Annotated in this window: 18 protein-coding genes and 1 other annotated feature; of the genes, 9 read left to right on the forward strand and 9 right to left on the reverse strand. The window is 45.1% G+C overall.

Annotation, left to right across the window (positions count from 1 at the left end; all coding sequences use genetic code 11):
- The first annotated feature begins 117 nt into the window (after positions 1-117).
- The 4 genes from ywaC to M1D69_RS01585 all read left to right on the forward strand — a co-directional run bounded on the left by ywaC (position 118) and on the right by M1D69_RS01585 (position 3,381).
- The gene (ywaC, locus tag M1D69_RS01570) at positions 118-750 is read left to right on the forward strand and encodes a GTP pyrophosphokinase YwaC (RefSeq protein ID WP_458104789.1); all 633 of its coding nucleotides are present in this window, start codon (positions 118-120) and stop codon (positions 748-750) included.
- A 138-nt stretch (positions 751-888) separates the two neighbouring features.
- Entirely contained in the window at positions 889-2,103 is a 1,215-nt protein-coding gene (locus M1D69_RS01575) for an MFS transporter (protein WP_458104788.1), read from the forward strand.
- Positions 2,090-2,473 (forward strand): carboxymuconolactone decarboxylase family protein, encoded by a 384-nt coding sequence (locus tag M1D69_RS01580; RefSeq protein WP_458104787.1) that lies wholly within the window; start codon positions 2,090-2,092, stop codon positions 2,471-2,473. The genes M1D69_RS01575 and M1D69_RS01580 overlap by 14 nt, the downstream gene beginning before the upstream one ends.
- 68 nt (positions 2,474-2,541) lie before the next feature.
- Positions 2,542-3,381: a helix-turn-helix transcriptional regulator gene (locus M1D69_RS01585; protein ID WP_458104786.1), complete on the forward strand. Its 840-nt coding sequence runs from the start codon at positions 2,542-2,544 to the stop codon at positions 3,379-3,381.
- Between the two features lie 45 nt (positions 3,382-3,426).
- Here the strand turns inward: M1D69_RS01585 and ywaD are convergent, their stop codons facing one another.
- The 3 genes from ywaD to M1D69_RS01600 all read right to left on the reverse strand — a co-directional run bounded on the left by ywaD (position 3,427) and on the right by M1D69_RS01600 (position 6,955).
- Positions 3,427-4,794 carry an aminopeptidase YwaD gene (gene ywaD, locus M1D69_RS01590; RefSeq protein ID WP_458104785.1) on the reverse strand — a complete coding sequence of 456 codons (1,368 nt, stop codon included), beginning with the start codon at positions 4,792-4,794 and terminating at the stop codon, positions 3,427-3,429.
- Between the two features lie 155 nt (positions 4,795-4,949).
- A complete protein-coding gene (gene tyrS / locus M1D69_RS01595; RefSeq protein WP_458104784.1) occupies positions 4,950-6,191 on the reverse strand; it encodes a tyrosine--tRNA ligase in 1,242 nt (413 codons plus the stop codon).
- 41 nt (positions 6,192-6,232) lie between these two features.
- Positions 6,233-6,445: a binding site (T-box leader), on the reverse strand.
- Positions 6,440-6,955 carry a MarR family transcriptional regulator gene (locus tag M1D69_RS01600; protein ID WP_458104783.1) on the reverse strand — a complete coding sequence of 172 codons (516 nt, stop codon included), beginning with the start codon at positions 6,953-6,955 and terminating at the stop codon, positions 6,440-6,442. It overlaps the preceding feature by 6 nt.
- A gap of 149 nt (positions 6,956-7,104) precedes the next feature.
- Between M1D69_RS01600 and M1D69_RS01605 the strand changes: the two genes are divergently transcribed.
- Together M1D69_RS01605 and M1D69_RS01610 are read left to right on the forward strand one after the other, a co-directional pair.
- Complete coding sequence (locus M1D69_RS01605; RefSeq protein WP_458104782.1) at positions 7,105-7,818, forward strand: YwaF family protein; 714 nt, start codon at positions 7,105-7,107, stop codon at positions 7,816-7,818.
- 110 nt (positions 7,819-7,928) lie between these two features.
- On the forward strand, positions 7,929-8,789 hold the full coding sequence (locus M1D69_RS01610) for a glycosyltransferase family 8 protein (protein ID WP_458104781.1): 861 nt from the start codon (positions 7,929-7,931) through the stop codon (positions 8,787-8,789).
- A 51-nt stretch (positions 8,790-8,840) separates the two neighbouring features.
- Here M1D69_RS01610 and M1D69_RS01615 read toward each other — a convergent pair whose 3' ends face one another.
- The 3 genes from M1D69_RS01615 to M1D69_RS01625 form a co-directional block, all read right to left on the reverse strand.
- Positions 8,841-9,683, reverse strand: a complete 843-nt coding sequence (locus M1D69_RS01615) for a PRD domain-containing protein (protein ID WP_458104780.1) — start codon at positions 9,681-9,683, stop codon at positions 8,841-8,843.
- A gap of 52 nt (positions 9,684-9,735) precedes the next feature.
- Positions 9,736-11,115: a sucrose-specific PTS transporter subunit IIBC gene (locus tag M1D69_RS01620; protein ID WP_458104779.1), complete on the reverse strand. Its 1,380-nt coding sequence runs from the start codon at positions 11,113-11,115 to the stop codon at positions 9,736-9,738.
- 443 nt (positions 11,116-11,558) lie between these two features.
- Complete coding sequence (locus M1D69_RS01625; protein ID WP_458104778.1) at positions 11,559-13,496, reverse strand: S8 family serine peptidase; 1,938 nt, start codon at positions 13,494-13,496, stop codon at positions 11,559-11,561.
- 225 nt (positions 13,497-13,721) lie between these two features.
- Between M1D69_RS01625 and celB the strand changes: the two genes are divergently transcribed.
- Both celB and M1D69_RS01635 read left to right on the forward strand, forming a co-directional pair.
- A complete protein-coding gene (celB, locus tag M1D69_RS01630) occupies positions 13,722-15,056 on the forward strand; it encodes a PTS cellobiose transporter subunit IIC (RefSeq protein WP_059292260.1) in 1,335 nt (444 codons plus the stop codon).
- Between the two features lie 89 nt (positions 15,057-15,145).
- The gene (locus M1D69_RS01635; RefSeq protein WP_458104777.1) at positions 15,146-15,823 is read left to right on the forward strand and encodes a DUF2711 family protein; all 678 of its coding nucleotides are present in this window, start codon (positions 15,146-15,148) and stop codon (positions 15,821-15,823) included.
- 40 nt (positions 15,824-15,863) lie between these two features.
- On the opposite strand, the gene glxA is transcribed toward M1D69_RS01635, so the two are convergent.
- Positions 15,864-16,244: a glyoxalase GlxA gene (gene glxA, locus M1D69_RS01640; RefSeq protein ID WP_458104776.1), complete on the reverse strand. Its 381-nt coding sequence runs from the start codon at positions 16,242-16,244 to the stop codon at positions 15,864-15,866.
- A 121-nt stretch (positions 16,245-16,365) separates the two neighbouring features.
- Between glxA and M1D69_RS01645 the strand changes: the two genes are divergently transcribed.
- Positions 16,366-17,553, forward strand: a complete 1,188-nt coding sequence (locus tag M1D69_RS01645) for a class I SAM-dependent rRNA methyltransferase (RefSeq protein ID WP_458104775.1) — start codon at positions 16,366-16,368, stop codon at positions 17,551-17,553.
- A 34-nt stretch (positions 17,554-17,587) separates the two neighbouring features.
- Here M1D69_RS01645 and M1D69_RS01650 read toward each other — a convergent pair whose 3' ends face one another.
- A complete protein-coding gene (locus M1D69_RS01650; RefSeq protein ID WP_010332373.1) occupies positions 17,588-17,785 on the reverse strand; it encodes a YwbE family protein in 198 nt (65 codons plus the stop codon).
- Between the two features lie 34 nt (positions 17,786-17,819).
- Positions 17,820-19,022: an MFS transporter gene (locus M1D69_RS01655; RefSeq protein ID WP_458104774.1), complete on the reverse strand. Its 1,203-nt coding sequence runs from the start codon at positions 19,020-19,022 to the stop codon at positions 17,820-17,822.
- Between the last annotated feature and the right edge of the window lie 9 nt (positions 19,023-19,031).

Here is a 19,031-nt window from a genome sequence, read left to right on the forward strand (position 1 = left end):
GTCTTTTTTTTGTTACATTCGACAGAATTTTGTAAAAAAATTCATAGAACCTAGCAGCAGGCAGGCACGTCTAGTACATGGACAGCGGATAAAGATCCGTTAAAGGAGATGACGAAAATGGATTTATCTGTAACACATATGGACGATTTAAAAACTGTCATGGAAGACTGGAAAAACGAACTGTTAGTTTATAAATTTGCGCTAGATGCACTTGATACAAAGTTTTCGATTATCAGTCAGGAATATAATTTAATTCACGGCCACAATCCGATTGAGCATACAAAATCACGTGTGAAAAGCTTTGAAAGCATCGTAAATAAACTCATGAGAAAGGGCTGTGAGATTACGACACAGGAAATGAAGGAAAATATCCACGATATTGCCGGTGTGCGTATCATTTGTTCCTTTATTTCTGATATTTATAATGTCGTGAACGTCCTGAAGCAGCATGAGGATTTGCGGATCGTAAAGGTAAAGGATTATATTCAGAATCCGAAACCGAACGGCTACCGAAGCCTGCATTTGATTATTGAAATGCCTGTGAACTTAACGAACAGGGTGGAATACGTCAAAGCTGAAATTCAAATCCGCACCATCGCCATGGATTTCTGGGCGAGCTTGGAGCATAAAATCTACTATAAACTGAACAACGACGTTCCTAAACATTTAACCGATGAGCTGAAGGAAGCGGCGGAGATTGCCCACTATTTAGATGAAAAAATGCAGGGGATTAAGAAAGAAGTGGATTGATGAACGTTATATTTTACAAAAGCGAAGCCTGACAAGGTTTCGCTTTTTTGCTTTGCTAGTACTTTCTATACCAGTATAAACTCACTTCTGTTTCTATGATTGCACCTGCTTTATCATGCATGAAGAAAGGAGGCAAACATGAAACATTCCATTTCATTATCGAGAGGTTTGATCTTTCTGATGGCGGTGACTAGCGGGTTTACTGTCGCTAATGTCTATATCAATCAAACATTGCTTGTCAGCATGGCAGGTACGTTTCGTGTGACAGCGGCACAAGCTGGGATGATTGCTACATTAGCGCAGATCGGCTATGCGGCGGGGAATCTGCTGCTTGTTCCATTGGGAGATCTATTTGAACGCCGCCGCTTCATTGTGAGCCTGCTGTTCTTAGTGGGGGTTTGCTCAGCCGCTTCAGCGTTAGCTGTAAGCTTTTCATGGCTGGTCATCACAAATTTATTGCTGGGGTTCTTCACGATTATTCCTCAAATCCTTGTGCCATTTGCGGCAGGTTTAGCAAATGACAAGAACAGAGGAAAAGTACTCGGAAACGTAGCCATCGGGTTGGTTTGCGGAATATTAGGCGCGAGAGTGGTCAGCGGGGCGATAGATGCCCAATATGGCTGGCGTGTGATGTATTGGATTGCCTGTGCAGCAGCCGTCATCATTATGCTGATCATTCGCTTCTGCTTTCCGAAAAGCAAAGGGACACATGCCGTTGGTTATGGAAAACTCATTTCTTCATTATTTCCGCTTTTGATCAAGGAGAAGGCGTTAAGAAAAGCATGTGTAAACCAAGGCTTCATGTTCGGCGCCTTTAGTTTATTTTGGACGACGTTAGTGTTTATGGTGAGTGAACCGCCATTCTCGTTAGGCAGTCAGACTGCCGGAACAATCGGTTTGGTGGGGATTGGCGGGGCTTTTGCGACACCGCTGATCGGCCGGATTATTGATCAAAAAGGAGCGGTTTTTGCCAACAAGCTTTGTATGTCTTTTACCTTATTGTCATTTGTATTGTTAATGGCGGGCCAATTCTCAATGATTGTAATTGTGCTGGGCGCTTTATTCATCACTATGGGCATCCAGGCGAACCAGGTGGCATGTCAGGCGGAGATTTTCCAATTGTCCGCTGATATGAGAAGCAGATTGAATGGCATCTTTATGGTCAGCACGTTTTTAGGCGGCGCCTTGGGGTCGTATGCAGGCGGTGCAGTTTGGATGCTGTTTCATTGGAACGGCGTTTGTATTCTGGGGATGATCATGATTGGTATTGCCTTCAGTTCAAGGATTACCAAAAATCGAGCTGCGAAACAAAGCGATATCGGAAGGGAGATCGAAGCTGGTGCAAACAAGTGAACATTATAAAAAAGGGCTAGATATTCTGAAGCAAATAGATGAGGAGAACGTCGAAGCGATCGTTGACAGTTTTAAACAATCCATCGCTCCGGACCTTGGTGTGCTCGCCGTGGCGTTTAATTACGGACAGATTTTTTCAAGACCGGGCCTTGATCTGAAATCCAGATTATTAGCAACGGTTGCCGGATTAACTGCATTGGGCAATACACAGCAGTTAAAATTCTATATTAACGGAGCCCTGAATGTCGGATGGACACAAGAAGAACTCATAGAAGTGATGATGCAGATGATCATTTACTCAGGATTCCCGAATGCGCTGAATACCATTTTGCCTGTGGCTGCGGAAGTATTTGCAGAACGAAACAAATAATATAAAAATCTTCTCCTTTTTTATGTAGAATACAAATAGGAAATTCTATGCAGGAGGAGAGTGTGTATGTGGACGGTATGGCAGAAAAACGGAAAGAACTTGGTGAGTTTTTAAAATTAAAAAGAGCGCAGCTTTCTCCGCAAGAATTTGGATTGCCTTTAGGCACCAGAAGGAAAACGACAGGCTTGAGAAGAGAGGAAATGGCCCAGCTGTCCGGTATCGGTGTCACATGGTACACATGGCTGGAGCAGGGAAGGGATATTCGGGTATCGACACAGGTACTGGAAAGCATATCAAGAGTGCTCAAATTGAATTACGAGGAAAAACGCCATGTCTTTCTGTTGGCGGGCCACCATGTTCCTTTAGATGATCAGGATGAAGAAAATAAAAGCCTTCCTCCGGCTGTGCGGCACTTTATTGATCATTTAACCAATTGCCCTGTTTATGTGACTGACGAAAAGTGGGACGTTATTGCTTGGAACACGGCGGCGTGTGCTGTGTTCGGCGATTTTGGCCAAATGGGCAGAAAGGAAAGGAACGCCATATGGCGATGTTTCACGTCGAAAGAGTACCGGAATCTGCTGGATGACTGGGAAAGCCACGCCAAAAAACTCATCGCGCAATTTCGATCGACTGCCAGCCGGTTTCTCGGGGAAGCGTGGATAAAAGAGCTGATCGGTGAGTTAACTGAAGTAAGCCCAGAATTTAAAAAATGGTGGAACCACCACGAAGTGTTAGGCACACACGCAGGAGAAAAAGTGCTTCATCACCCGGCAGCGGGCACAATGGTAATGGAGCATATGACATTACAAATATATGACTCTCCTGATTTGAAACTGACCATTTATCGGCCGTTAGAGAAAGAAAATACGGCAGATAAACTGAGAGCTTTACTTATAGACGGCTAAATAGCTGATTATTATAAAAAGACGGCTGCAATGTGCCGTCTTTTTTTATTTGATATCTTCATAAATATCAGAGGCTTTTGCCTTGATATGTGCCCTCTTGCCGGTTGGTTTTTTCTCTTTTTTCACAGCTTCATAGACAGAGGCTGTCACAAGGTCGCCAGCCTGCTGAAGGCGTTCTTTGCTGATATGTTCGATCGAGTCTTCGGGGGTATGATACCACGGCTCAACTTCTTCTGTTTCCGGGTCTCCCCAAATAAAGTTGGCGGAATCAATGCCGGCTTCGTGGAATGGCACATGATCAGATGATCCTCCCTGTGTCAGAGACAGGCTGTCAAACCCAATTTTTTCAGCAGCCGTATGGCTGGATTCCCAAACATCGTTAGATTGTCCGTCCAATGTGTTGACATACAGCTCAGACGCATTCTCCCAGCTTGTACCCACCATGTCTAAGTTGAAGTTTACTTCGCTTCGTTTCAACTCTTTTTCTGATAGATGATCTACATAATGAGAGGAGCCGAGCAGGCCGAGCTCTTCAGCGCCAAAGGCGATAAAGCGGATTTCCTTGTCAGAAGGAATGCTTTTCAAGACGCGTGCCATTTCCAGCATGACAGATGTGCCTGATCCGTTGTCATTTGCGCCGGGCGAGAAAGGAACACTGTCATAATGGGCTGTAACGTACACAATATCAGGGTTTTTGATGTTCTTTGGCTTTTTGATACCGATGATGTTCTGGGAGGTTTGGTTTGCGAATGCGTTTAGTTGTAAGGTTGCTTCTTTTTGCTGGATAAGAGTTTCACCGTCTTCTTTCTTAATTCCGACGACAGGAATGCCGGCTTTATTTCCCGACAGGTTTGGCGTCATAGGCACGAGGCTTTCTTTGTTGTTATAAATGATGACAGCTTTCGCTCCGGCGGCTTCGGCATTTTTGGCTTTCTCGTAATAAGTCAGGTCTCCTCTGGAAATTAAGGCGATTTTGCCCTTGGCGTCAGCGGTAAAGTCCTTTTGATAGCCCAAGCCTGCATTGTAAAGCGGAGCCGTTAGTCCTTGTTCCTCAGTCGGAGCCGAGCCGGACGCCGCTTGGAGAAGAATATCGCGTCCTTCTGAAGACAGCGTTCCCTCAAGGCGGTCAGGGATACTGAATCGTTGAACCTTCACATCAAGCTTTAATTTTCTCAAGGTTGAGGCGATCAATAAGGCACTCTTTTTTTCAGCGGCAGTTCCGGCTATTCTGGGGCCGATTGCTTCACTTAGCTGAGAAATGGTAGAGTACGCACGCTTTGCTTTGAATGGAAGCTCGCGCTCGCTATCTGATAGTTGTACAGCGTGCGCGGCAGGGGTGACACTCTGTGCCGGCAAGAGCAGTGTGCCGGCAGTTAAAACAGCCATCGTCATGACAGTCAAAAGCTTTTTCATCAAAAATAAACCTCCCCTAAATGTATGGTTGGGGAATATTTCGGGATGCTAAAGGAGTTTCCTGCAAGATGAAGAGCGTTTTTGAAAAGACAGTGCTTTATACCTGCAAAAAAACGCTTATGAATGAAGGGTCATAAGCGTTTCGGAATATCAAACTATTGGAGCTTTAAAAACTTGCGTTTGCCGACTTGGATGATCATATTCTCTCTTATCTCTGCTTTGGCGTGAACATCTGTTATTTTCTCTCCGTCGATGCGTACACCGCCGTTTTGAATCATGCGGCGCGCCTCGCTCTTCGAAGAGAGGAGTTTTAGCTTGACGAGCAGATCAATCATCGCTATCGTTTTTTCGCCTTTCCAGTTTACGGCTGGTATATCTTCCGGCAGGCTGTTTTCCTGAAAGACTGTTTTAAACGAGTGTTCGGCAGCTTCTGCTGCTTTCTCTCCGTGATACATTCGGACGATTGTTTTGGCTAAAAGCATTTTGGCATCACGCGGATGAACGGCGCCGGTTTCTAAGTCCTTCACGATCTGTTTTTTCTCTTCAAGCTCCAAGTCCGTTGCCAAATGAATGTATTTTTTCATCAGGCTGTCGGGCAGTGACATCGTTTTTCCGTACATGTCGTTTGGATGTTCGTTAATGCCAATGTAGTTGTGTTTCGACTTCGACATTTTCTCGACGCCATCCAAGCCTTCCAAAAGCGGCATAAGGATGACGACTTGTTTTTCTTTGTTGTATCGTTCTTGGAAATGCCGTCCCATGAGGACATTGAAATGCTGATCCGTTCCGCCTAATTCAATATCACTTTCGAGAACGACAGAATCATATCCCTGCATCAATGGGTAAAAGAATTCATGCAGTGAGATTGGTTTTTGCATGGCGATGCGTTCTTCAAAGTCGTCGCGCTCCATCAGGCGGGCTACCGTTATTTTCCCTGCTAATTCAATGACATCTTCCAGATTCAATGTTTTCAGCCATTTTGAGTTATAGTGAAGCTCGACTTTTTCTGGATCGAGCACTTTTCCGAATTGCTCAAAGTAGGTTTTGGCATTGTGCTGAACTTCTTCATCAGTCAGTTGCTTTCTGGCTGCCGATTTTCCGGTCGGATCACCAATTTTTCCTGTGAAATCCCCAATTAACAGCTGGACAATGTGGCCGTTTTCTTGAAATTGGCGAAGCTTATTTAACACAACCGTATGGCCCAAATGTACATCCGGTGCAGACGGATCTAATCCGAGCTTAATTTTAAGCGGCGTGCCCGTGGAAATTGATTTCACGAGCTTTGCCTTTAATTCCTCCGGCGGTATGACTTCGTGGGCGCCTGTCATGTATAGCTGTAGCTGTCTTTCTACCTCTTTTTGCTGTGCTGCTGTGAGCTGCTCAAATGTTCTCATCATTTTTCCTCCTTTTTTACAAACACAAAAAAGAGCCCATCCCGATAAGGGACGTGGCTCAATGCACGCGGTACCACCCTGGTTGAAGACATTGTCTTCCGCTCATTCGAATAACGGTTTCCCGTCCTTTGCTACTAACGTTCACAAAGAAAGCTCGGGGAGGTAATTCGCGTTTGCCTGTGTGCCGGCTCGCACCTTCCGCCGGCTCTCTGAAACAGGGAAACAAACCGCTACTGGATTCCCGTCAAAGCTTATGATGTATGAAGATTGTCCGCTACTTTTCTAAGCAGTCCTGTCAGGGTTTTTTGCTCCTCTTTTGTCATGCCCGTAATCAATTCCGTTTCCCCTTTGTGAAACTCGGGGTAGAGGTCTTCGATCGCTTGTTTGCCGGATGCAGTGATTGTGACAAAAACAAGTCGCCGATCTCTGGTATCGATGCTTTTGGAGCAAAAACCCTTTTTTTCGAGCGTTTTGATCACGTTGCTTGCTGTTGCTGTTGAAATGCCTGACAGCTCAGCGATTTTTTTCGTTTCGAGTTTGCCCCATACCCATAGATCGTAAAGAATGGAGAAAGCGGTCCAAGATAATTTGTAAGAAGAAAGAACCTCAGTCTCCATTTTGACACGGAGCCTTTGCGCAGACCGATACAGGTTCGTCGCGATCGAAATGGCTTCCAGGTTGAGTGACTCAACGGGCATTTGTTTAAGCTTGCTGAGTGTGTCATGCTCTTCTTTGCGAAGCTGCTGCTGTTTATCTAAACGTTCCATTTGTCGCCGCCTTAAATTATCAGAATCATTAGCTATGAAATGAATTGTAGCAAAGACGATGGTGAACTTCAAGCCTATATTTTTCGGTTGCATAAAAAAAGCCAAAAGAACACCACAATAAAGAAAAACCCGCAGACGGGGGTGCAGTTGTGCAAAAATATGTTCAAGGCGTGTATAAACACGATCCGTTTCATCTGTTTTCGACAGAGCATGCACTGACATTAAGCTTGATCGGCATGCTTGCCATTCTTTTGTTTTTGTTCCGCCGGCCAATCAGCCGGCCGGCATTCAGTACATTTCTGCGCTATTTGTTTGTGTTTCTTTTGCTTGCTTCACAAATTGGTTACCAAATATGGATGATCGCCGCGGGCAGGTGGTCGGTGCGGACTTCTCTGCCTCTTCAGCTGAGTGACTTGTCTGTGTATTTATCAGCGATCATGCTGGTGACAAAGAGCAGAAAGCTGTTTGTGTTTTTGTATTTTGTCGGCATCGGAAGCTCGCTTCAGGCGCTTCTGACCCCAGACCTTGGTATGTTCTCATTTCCGCATGTGCGGTATATACTCTTTTTTATTTCGCACGGGTCCGTGTTTCTGTCCTGTCTGCTTATGGCGGTGATTGGCACGTACAGACTCAGACAGCGCTCTTTATGGGTGACTGTTTTGATTGTCAATCTGTACGGAGGGATCATTTATCTGGTTGACCGCTGGCTGAATGCGAATTATATGTATTTAACGAAAAAGCCGGGCGGCTCTTCGCTATTGGATGTTCTCGGGCCTTGGCCATGGTATATCGCCTCAGCTGAAGCCATTACGATCGCGAGCTTTTTCATCCTTTATTGGCTTTATCGGATGTTCAAAAAATAACACCTTTTTTGTTGTATAGCACATTCTGTTTTAAAAAATATTGGAGATTGGTGTTTAATTTTCTGAAAAAGGGAATGTAACTTGTACAACACAAAGGGAGATGAATACCATTGAAGAAAGATGAAATTATGCATATCGTATCATGCGCAGATGATAATTATGCTCGTCATTTAGGTGGGATGTTCGTTTCTTTATTGACAAACATGGACCAGAACAGAAAAGTAAAGCTATATGTGATTGATGGGGGAATTGAGCCTGATAACAAAAAAAGGCTGGAAGAAACCACATTGAAGTTCGGTGTGCCGATTGAGTTTTTAGAAGTGGATACCAATATGTATGAACATGCGGTGGAGAGCAGCCATATTACAAAAGCGGCGTATTACCGCATTTCGATTCCTGACTTAATTAAGGATGAGAGCATTAAGCGGATGATTTATGTCGATTGTGATGCACTTGTCCTTGAGGATATTTCGAAACTATGGGACTTGGACATCGCTCCATACACCGTTGCTGCTGTGGAAGATGCGGGGCAGCATGAACGTTTGAAAGAAATGAATATCACTGACACGGGAAAATATTTTAACTCAGGTATTATGGTTATTGATATGGAACCTTGGAGAAAGCAAAACATCACAGAAAAAGTTCTCAACTTTATCAATGAAAACGGTTCTGAAGATTTTCTTGTGTTACATGACCAAGATGCGCTGAACGCGATCTTATATGATAAGTGGTATGAGCTTCATCCGCGCTGGAACGCTCAAACATACATCATGTTAAAACTGAAAACACCTCCGACACTGTTAGGACGGAAGCAATATAATGAAACGAGAGAAAACCCGGCAATCGTCCACTTCTGCGGCGGAGAAAAGCCTTGGAACTCCAATACAAAACATCCGTATCGCGATGAGTATTTCCATTACATGTCCTATACAAAGTGGAATACGATCGGAAACCCGGCTATCAATCAATAATCTATATATGAAAAAACGCTTTTGAGATGATCAAAAGCGTTTTTTGGTTTGTCAGCGGGCCACTGACCGATGATAGAAGCGCTGAATATGCATGGCGATATAGCACAATTCTTTTTCAGGAAACTCAAAGCCGTATTCCTTCTGCACAAATGTGCCGATGCTTTTGGCGCATAGGAAAGCATCCTTGAATCTTTCTTTAATGATGGCGATCATTTCTGAATCCAGCTCGTAAATGGTTTCACCTGCTTTGATATGCTGAATGGCAAAGCGCAAATGGGTCACGAGCCTTTCGTAAGAAATGGTATCCTCCACAATGTTGATCGACAGCTGGGTTTCAATAATGCCGATAATATCACGGATCATCGTTGTAATATCAAGTGTCTGTGTCATGTCGCCGGCGTTGTTTCTCGCTGTGTGAATGTGCATGGCGATATTGCCGATTTCATCCTCAGGAATCTCAATGCCCAGTTTCTCTTTAATCAGCGCTCTAGCCCACATGCCGATTTGGAATTCCTTCGGATAAAGAACTTTGATCTCATTCAGCAGCGGATTTTTGATGACCATTCCGTTGCTCAGGCGTTCGATCGCAAATGAGAGGTGGTCTGAAAACGCAACGTGAATCCGTTCGTTGATTTTGATGTTCAGTTCTTGTTCAGCATGGGAAATAATTTGCTCGGAGATTTGAATATGGTCTTCCGGCAATGTTTCTAAAATCTCTTCGAATTGTTTATAGTCAGGTGTATCTTTTCTGACGAATGTTTTTTCGATTTTAGACGGATCGACAATATCATTTTTTCTTTTGTCGAACGCAATTCCTGCACCCAAGAGAATCTTCTCTTCATTTTGATCCTTTACGACGATTGCATTATGATTTAAGATTCTTTTAATTTTCATAGCTTTTTGTCCTTTCATCCCCCGTTTTATGAATGAAATCGAATAAATCCAGTTATTCTGTCTCTTCTTTAAACCCAAGAAACAATGTAGCTATAAAAGCAGAGACGGCCGCGATCAAAAAACCGATCATATAATGAACAAAATTCGCAATGCCAAACGGCAGCACGATTGAAATCATCGGGATGCCGGTCAGTCCGTAGGAATTCGAAACGACGTGTGCCCCAACTACATATGCCCCGCCGAGAGCGCCTCCAATAGCGGCTCCAATAAAGGGGCGGATCAGCTTCACATTTACTCCGAAAACAATTGGCTCCACAATGCCTAAAAACGCGGTAAGGGAAGCGGGGAGCGCGATTTTCTTCAGGCTTGACTGCTTCGTTTTGAAGAAAACCGCCAGTCCCGCTCCGCCTTGCGCCACATTCGCCATTGACCATATCGGCACCAAAAAGTTCACACCCACATAAGGGTCAGCAAGCAAAGTCGCTTCAATCGCATAAAAGCTATGGTGCAAGCCTGATAGAACGATAGTGGAATAGATACCCCCGAAAAGAGCTCCGGCAGCAATGCCCGCGTGGTGATAAGTGTATTCAATCGATTGTGATATGACCTGGCCGATGATAGCTGCGGCGGGGTTCATCACAATCAGCGCGAGACACCCTGTCACCATCACAGTGATAAAGGGAATGATCACGACATCAAGTGACTTGGGCACAATCTTTTTTAAAAGCTTCTCAATTTTGCTCATGATATAAATGGAGAGAAGAATCGGTATAATGGCGCCCTGATAGCCCATCAATGGAATGTGCAGCCCCCATATGTCCAAGGAAGCGGGGGTTTTGCTGCCGAGCATGGATGGATCAAGCAAATCAGGATGAGTCAGAAGCCCTCCTATCAATGCCCCTAAAAATGGGTTGCTGCCAAATTGTCTGGCGGCACTGAAGCCAACCAAAATCGGCAGGAGAATAAAGGCGGTGCTGGACACGAGATCCAGCATTTTGATCCACGGGCTGTCGGCAGAGAACCAGTGAAAGACCTGAATCATGCCGATCAGCCCCATGAGCAAACCGTTTGCTGTTATCGCCGGAATAATCGGCATGAAAATATCGGACAGCGTTTTAGCAAATGTTGTGACGGGGTTCAGCTTGCGTCTGGTGTGTTTCTCTTGAACAGCCTCTTCAGAAGGCGCTGCCTCCCACACACAAACGACTTCTTTATAAATTTTGTTGACGATACCTGCCCCAAAAATAATCTGGAACAGGCCATATCTGAAAAAGGTGCCCTGCACACCTTGCAGATTCTCAATAGCACGTATGTCGATTCTCGTTTCATCCTTTACTTCAAAACGAAGACGAGTTGTACAGTGGCTGATGCTGATAATGTTGCTTTTTCCTCCTGCGAGGAGCAATAATTCTTTCGCAATTTCTTTTTGCAAACAATAAAAACCTCCTCTGCTGAAGAAAAGTCGGCTTGTTCATCGTATCAAATGAAAAGTTGACAATCAAAATGAAAAAAGTGAGAAAAATGTAAAGCGTGCAGAGCCGTCAAAAAATGCCCTCGTCGGGTGACGGGGCATACGGAACATATGAAGCAGAAATGTCATTGGCGCCGTTACGAGCCCAACACGAAAAGAAGAGTTAAAATGCCTTTCTTTTTCTAGGCACTAATACTCCCTTTGCATCGTTGGGTCTTGCCTGCTTGCCAGTCACAATCCCGCAATATGCAGTTGATATCTGTAATAACGTTCATTTTATGCTGTTCACAGCAGGATAGCAATAGTATGAAAAGCCTGTGAAAAAAATGGGAAAAAGGTTGCGTACACAGTTTAACAGATGAAAAAACCTTTAAGACGAGCGTTACGTCTTAAAGGTTTTTCAATTACTTCTTAGGCTTAACGGCGTTCAGCCGTTTTTGCAGCTTTGTTTTTTCATGGGATGCTTTTAATTGATTGACTGCGGACTGAGCGGCTGTTTTTGATTTTTTTGTCTTGTCTTTTTCCGCTTTTTTCACTTTGGCCTTGGCCGTTTCGACTTTTTTGGCTTCAGCTGCCGCCACTTTTTTCTTCACTTTATCTAACCGTTTTTGCAATGACGTTTTGTCTTTTCCGGACTGAAGTTCATTGACGGCCTTTTGGGCTTTCGCCGCGTTTGCGTCAGTTGATTTCTTTTCCGCTGCGGCGACGGATTGCTGCGCCTTTTTTACATTGCTGCTTTTCACTTTGTTGAGACGCTTCTGCAGGGACGTTTTTTCTGAGCCTGCCGGAAGCTTGCTGACTGCCGATTGAGCGCTGCTGACATCTGTTTTCTTTTTGCTTTTTTCCGCTTTGGCGACTTTGTCCTTCGCTTGCTTTGATGCGATATAGCGCTTGACCTGGTCTAACCGTTTTTGCAGGTTCTTTTTATCCGTGCCGTTCGGCAGTTTGTTGATCGCGGCTTGTGCTGTATCAACGGTTTGCTGGGTTTTATACTTTTCTGCCTTTGCCGCTTTGTCCTTCGCGTCTTTTACATTTCTGGATGCCTGAACGTTATCCAGTCTTTTTTGCAAAGCTTTCTTGGCGCTGGAATTCGGCAGCTTGCTGACGAGCTTTTTCGCTTTGTCGATATCGGCTTGTGTTTTTGTCTGTTCGGCTTTTTTGACCGCTTGCTCAGCCGCCGCGTACGCTTGATCTGCCTGCTGGGCTTTATACCGGATCAGGCCATAGCCGAATTGCTGATCGCGGCCCGTAATTCCGAGATCAACGATGTTTTTCCGCATGAGGGCGCGAAGCTGCACGTTCGTGTTGCCAGGATCACGCTGTTTTAATAACGCAAACATGGCAGCGGCGTGCGGTGTCGCTTGAGATGTGCCGCTTCCCGTCGCGTAATATTGATGTAAATACGTGCTCGTGATGTCTGTTCCCGGTGCTGAAAATTCAACTTGATTTCCTGTCGTTGAAAAGGCTGCGAGCCGATTGTGTTGATCTGTCGCTGACACTGCAACGACACTGCTGTATGCCGCCGGGTAATTGACTGGCTTACCGTTTCCTTCATTTCCGCTTGCGGCAACGAGCAGTACGCCTTTTTCATATGCTTTGTCCATGGCGTCATGAAGAATCTGGCTGTCTGAAGACGTGCCAAGGCTCATATTGACGATATCCATTCCATTCGCTATCGACCAGTCGATCCCTTTGAGAAGACCTTGAAGATCTCCCGAGCCGTTCTGATCAAGCGCTTTAACCGCATATATTTGTGCTTCCGGTGCGATGCCGTCAATTCCGTAGCGGTTATGCTTAGCGCCGATAATCCCGGCGACATGTGTTCCGTGGCCGTTATCGTCTTTGTAAGAAGAAGTGTAACTGACAGCTGAGTACCCGCCGGAAATCGACAGGTCGTCGTGGGGGGAGATCCCGCTGTCAATGACAGCGATTTTGACGTTTTTGCCTGTCAGCCCCTCCTTCCAAGCCTGTTTGACCTGAATCGGTTCAAGATTCCATTGTTCGAAGTTGTCAGAGGTGTCGGCGTTCTCTGACAGTACTTTGAGGTCTGTATTGTCCGCTGCGGTGAACGTGACATTGTTTTCGACATACAAAATATCAGGATCCTGTTTGAATTCTTTTACTGTCTCTGGATCTGCTGTGACAGCTACCGCCGGAAGATGCTGATAATGCTGTTCAACCTCAGCATCACTGTCCAGAACGGTTTCTTTGCCGTCTTTGTTTTTATAGACCACAATGACCTCTTTCTCGCTGCTGGTTTCTGCATGTGCAAGAGGCCCTAGGGCGAGAAAACTGAAAAACAGAGTGACTGATACAACAAGTTTGCAAAACGTGTTTTTCATGGTTCTTCTCCTTTTTCTATGATGTTTGATATATATATCGGAGGAAAATGTGATTTTGATAATAAGAGGAAAGATTTTTTCATTGAGAGGGTTGTTCAGAAGAATGCAGATTTTTTCCGCAGAAAGAGGAAAAAATCTGCATGAATTTGTAAACGTTTTCAAAATAAGATAAAGAAAACATTGCAAAGGTTGTTTACAGAGCAGTGAAAAAAGGGGGCTTTTCAGATGAGCGCATTCACTCGGGTGATGGAAGAAAAAATCATGCCTGTCGCTGGGAAAATTGCCGGGCAGCGGCATCTCAGCGCTTTGCGTGACGGCATTGTTTTGACCATGCCGCTGATTATTATCGGTTCTGTCTTTTTGATTTTAACCAGCCTGCCGATTCCCGGTTATGCTGATTTTATGGCGAGTGTGTTTGGGGAACAGTGGGCGGATAAGCTTGGCTATCCTGTCAATGCTTCATTCGATATTATGGCAATGATTGCGGCTTTCGGGATCGCCTATCGGCTGGCGGAAAGCTACGGTGTTGATGCCCTGTCTGCCGGAGCGATTTCAATTGCAGCCTTCTTATTGGCAACGCCGTTCGAGGTGCCTTTTACACCGGATGGCTCAACAGAATCAATCATGGTCGGAGGCGGAATTCCCATTACATTGCTCGGCAGCAAGGGACTGTTTGTCGCCATGATCATCGCCTTGTTTTCGACTGAAGTCTACCGGTACATCATTCAAAAAAATATTGTGTTTAACATGCCTGACGGCGTGCCGCCGGCGGTAAGCAAATCATTTGTCGCGCTGATTCCCGGCTTTATTATCGTATTTCTTATATGGCTGGCGCGTCTTCTGATTGAAATGACGCCTTTTGAAAGCCTGCACAATGTCGTCGGAGACCTGCTCGGCACGCCGCTTTCCATCCTTGGCGGCAGCCTCGGAGGGAGTCTGATCGCTGAATTCGTGCAAATGCTGCTTTGGGCGTGCGGCATTCACGGCGCTTCGATCATCGGCGGTATTATGGCGCCGATTTGGTATGGCGCGATGGATGCAAACCGTCTCGCGTTTCAAGCGGGCGAGGCGCTGCCGAGTATTTTTACGACTCAGTTTTTTCAAATTTGGATCAATGTCGGCGGAAGCGGAGCAACGCTGGCGCTTGTACTCACAATGCTTGTGCGGTCCCGGAGCAAACAGATGAAGCAGCTCGGCCGATTAGGGATTGGTCCAGCGCTATTTAACATCAACGAGCCGATCATTTTCGGCATGCCGATTGTGATGAACCCGCTCCTTATCGTTCCGTTCATCATAGCCCCGCTCCTCACCATTACCGCCACTTATATCGGCATGAGCACCGGGCTGGTGGCAAGGCCCGCCGGAATCGCCGTGCCATGGACCATGCCGCCGCTCATATCAGGGTACCTGGCGACAGGCGGAAAAGTATCGGGAGCGGTCATGCAGCTGGTGAACCTGCTCATTACATGTGCTCTCTACTACCCGTTTTTCAGAATATGGGATCATCAAAAATGGAAGGAAGAGAGTGCGGTTGAATCCGGGGATAAAAATGTGACGTGATGTAAGCTGTAATAGATCATCAGCTGTTAAAGGGCTGATGATCTTCTATCAACTATGAGTAAATGTTAGAATATGTAAAGGGGGTGCGCATGCTAGAATACATATGGTTAGATGACGAATCACCAATCTTAAAACAAATACCAGTTGAATATACATCAGCTGCTATTTTATTTTCTCCTTTTATTCAAATGCCTGAAGGGTGGGAAAAAGCTAAGAGAAAAAATGAGTATGAGCATATTTATCCAAATGATCAAGAAGTAAGGGAAAAAGGAAAAGCAGTTACATGGAAAGAGATCATGTCTTCATGCGGATTCCAAACACATGCAGAGCTGGCGCTGGCTTTGAAGACATCGATATTTGCTTTAAGGGATGAGTACGCGAGAGAGGATTTGGCTGAACTTTTACATGCGAACTTAAAAGGAGATCTCTTTTATCCTAGTGAGGACCATATTTCAAATTTTCATATTCCCGGTTTGGTAAAAGTGCTTCGTTACAAGGGCTCCAATCGGTTTTATTACTCAGAACCAATTGTGGAAAACAGCGGCTTTCTGGACACAACTGAGGCTAACTTGCGGACGGTTCTTGATGAAGCCGCCGCAGAACTCATTTTGACTGATGAGAAAATGAATTTTGTGTTTATGAGTGTATACGACTCATTCATGAATGTTTTTCTTGCGAAAGATGAAAACATTCATGACATGGTTCAGCGTATGGGCTGGGAGGCCATGTTTTGCGATGAAACTACGTATATGAATTGGTATAGGTAAGAAAAGAACGTACCCCTAAACAGAGATACGTTCTTTTTTCTTACCGCTGAAAGAACTCAATCCACTCGCCGTCAGGACCTTCGATATAAAAATACCGATACCCGTTTGGAAGTGTTGTGATCTCTTCGTCGATAAATGTCGCATTCATTCTTTCCGCTTTTGTATATTCGGCCGCGATGTCATCAGTCAGCAGGGCAATGTGATGCACTTTACCTTCGGCGGGAAGCTCGCTGCTGTAGCCTTGAATCAGTTCGATTTCTGTTTCCGAACCATCTTCAAAGCCTAGAAAAGCAAGCTCGATAATACCGTTCGTATGAGTGATGCGGTCCTTCAATTTCATGCCGAGAACCTCTTCATAAAATGAAATGGACGCGTTCATATCTCTTACCATAATGCCTGTATGGTCAATTCGTTTTGCCATGCTGTTCCTCCTAGAAACTCTTTTTGTCTATCGTAGAAAAACCTTTCCTTTCTGTCAATGAAGACATCTTGGCGTTTTGTGGTACGATAAGAAAAAGCAAACAGAAAGAGGACGAACATATATGAAGCTACTCACCCTAAAGCAAGCACATGCTGCAAAAATCAAAAAAGGCTATCCGCTTATCGAAAAGGAAGCTCTCACCGGCAGTGCGGGGCACGTCAAAGAAGGCGACCTCGTTGATGTCGTGTCTGAAAGCGGCGAGTTTCTCGCAAGGGGCTACTACGGCCTGCAAAACAAAGGGGTCGGCTGGACGCTTACCCGCAATAAAAATGAGCAAATCGACCAAGCATTTTTCCTCAGTAAATTAACAAAAGCGGTACAAACGCGTGCAAATCTTTTTGCGGCGCCTGATACAACGGCTTTCCGCCTCTTCAACGGTGAGGGCGACGGCATTGGCGGCGTCACCGTTGATTATTATGACGGGTACCTGCTGCTCCAATGGTACAGCAAAGGCATTTACACTTTTAAAGAAACGCTGATTGCCGCTCTGGATGAACTGGATATTGAATATAAAGCGATTTACGAAAAGAAACGCTTCGATACGGCTGGACAGTATGTCGAGGATGATGATTTCGTGAAGGGAGAAAGAGGCGAGTTCCCGATCATCATTCAAGAAAACGGGATACAATACGCGGTTGATTTAAACGAAGGCGCCATGACAGGCATCTTTTTAGATCAAAGACATGTGCGCAAAGCGATAAGAGACCGCTATGCCAGTGGGAAAAATGTCTTAAATACGTTTTCTTATACGGGTGCGTTCTCAGTGGCGGCAGCGTTAGGCGGAGCGGAGAAAACAACGAGCGTGGACGTGGCAAATCGAAGCCTCGCCAAAACGATCGAGCAATTCAGCGTGAACAAGCTGGATTACGAGGCGCACGATATTAAAGTGATGGATGTTTTTAAATACTTCTCATATGCGGCGAAAAAGGATCTGCGCTTTGATCTGATTGTTCTTGACCCGCCATCCTTTGCCCGCACAAAAAAACGCACCTTCAGCGCGGCCAAGGATTATAAAAATCTGCTGAAGGAAACGATCGCCATTACAGCCGACAAGGGCATCATTGTCGCCTCTACAAACAGCAGCGCCTTCGGAATGAAGAAATTCAAAGGCTTTATCGATGCCGCGTTCAAAGAAACAAATGAACGCTATACGATCATAGAGGAATTTACATTGCCGGAGGACTTTAAAACGATGTCAGCATATCCGGAAGGCAATTACTTAAAAGTTGTCTTTCTGCAGAAAAAATAAAAAGAAAAAATCTGCCCGGTTCAGGGCAGATTTTTTATGTAGAAATGATTTGCTGGACGCGTCCGATACGGCCATCTTCCAGACGGACTTTAATGCCGTGCGGGTGATAGCTTGATTTCGTCAAAATATCCTTCACTGTGCCTCGCGTCAGTTTTCCTGTTTTTTGATCCGCTTTCAAGACAATATCAACCTGTAATCCTTTAGAAATGCTGCTCCGCTCTTGCCCGTTCATAGCACACTTCCTTTCTTTTTATTCATTATAGTCGTTATGGTTTAAAAGTAACAGCCGGCTGATGAAGCGTATGTTTATTTTTTTCTGCTTTTATTAAATATAATGTCAGCCCTGCGCCCGCTATGCTGAGAATGGCGAAGAGCAGATAGACCGCGAAGATGGAAATGTAGTCAAAAATGTATCCGCCAACAAACGTACAGAACCAGTTGCCGAATCCGTTGCCGATGGCGGCGTACATGGTTAGCGCTGTTGCCTCCACATGGCTCGGGGTAATCTTTTTGACGTATTGCAGCGCCGCCGGAATAAATAAACCAATAGAAACGCCTTGGAGACATACCGTTGCATAAATGATCCATAACGAAGGCTCTGTGAAGTAAAGCGTCCATCTGAATAATGAAACCCCGCCGGACAGTATGATGACATTGAGCAATCCCATTTTATCTATGAATTTCTGCGCAAACCTCATAAACGGAATTTCTGAGATCACTCCGATAAAAAATAAAAGGCCAATGGCGGAAAGAGACGCGCCGCTTTTGTCGAGAAACAGACTGAAGTATGTATTGTTCGCTAAATTTGGTGCAAATGTCGTAAAGGTGATGATCATAAAGATGAGGAAAGTTTTGTTGCTGATCAGCTCCCGGAACCCTTTGCGGATATTGATCTTTGTTTTTGTTTTCTGCTGGCCCGGCATCTGTGAGGCCAATATGGCTGCCATGCACAGAAAGGCGCAGCCAAAAATAAAGATGACGTGAATGGGGTACAGCTGATTCGTCACCTGTCCCATGACAAACACCGCAATGCCGAAGCCGAGAGAACCAAACAGGCGGATTCCGCCGTAGTTTCCGTTTGTTTGTTGTGTGTACCTTAGTGAAATGCTGTCCGAAAGTGGAATAATCGTGCTTTGAAAGGCTGCAAAACAGGCCGCGATCAAAATAAACAGAGGAAAGCTGTCAAATGCAATATAGCCTAATCCAATGATGCCTGTGATTGATGTGCAAACCGCCAGCAGGCTTTTTGTTTTTTGCGTATAGTCGCTCAGCATGCCCCAAAACGGCTGAAAGAAAATCATCACAATCGGGCCGAGTGACATAATCAAGCCGATCTGTGATCCGCTTACATGCTGTTCTTTCGTTAAATACATACTGAGTAAGGGGATAATGCTGCCCGTGCCGAGAAAAGCAAACAAATAAAATCCTTTTAACGCGGCGTAATGCCGTCTCACCTGCAAGTTGTGCATAGGGTGCCT

This window comes from Bacillus sp. PK3-037 (genome assembly GCF_054161355.1).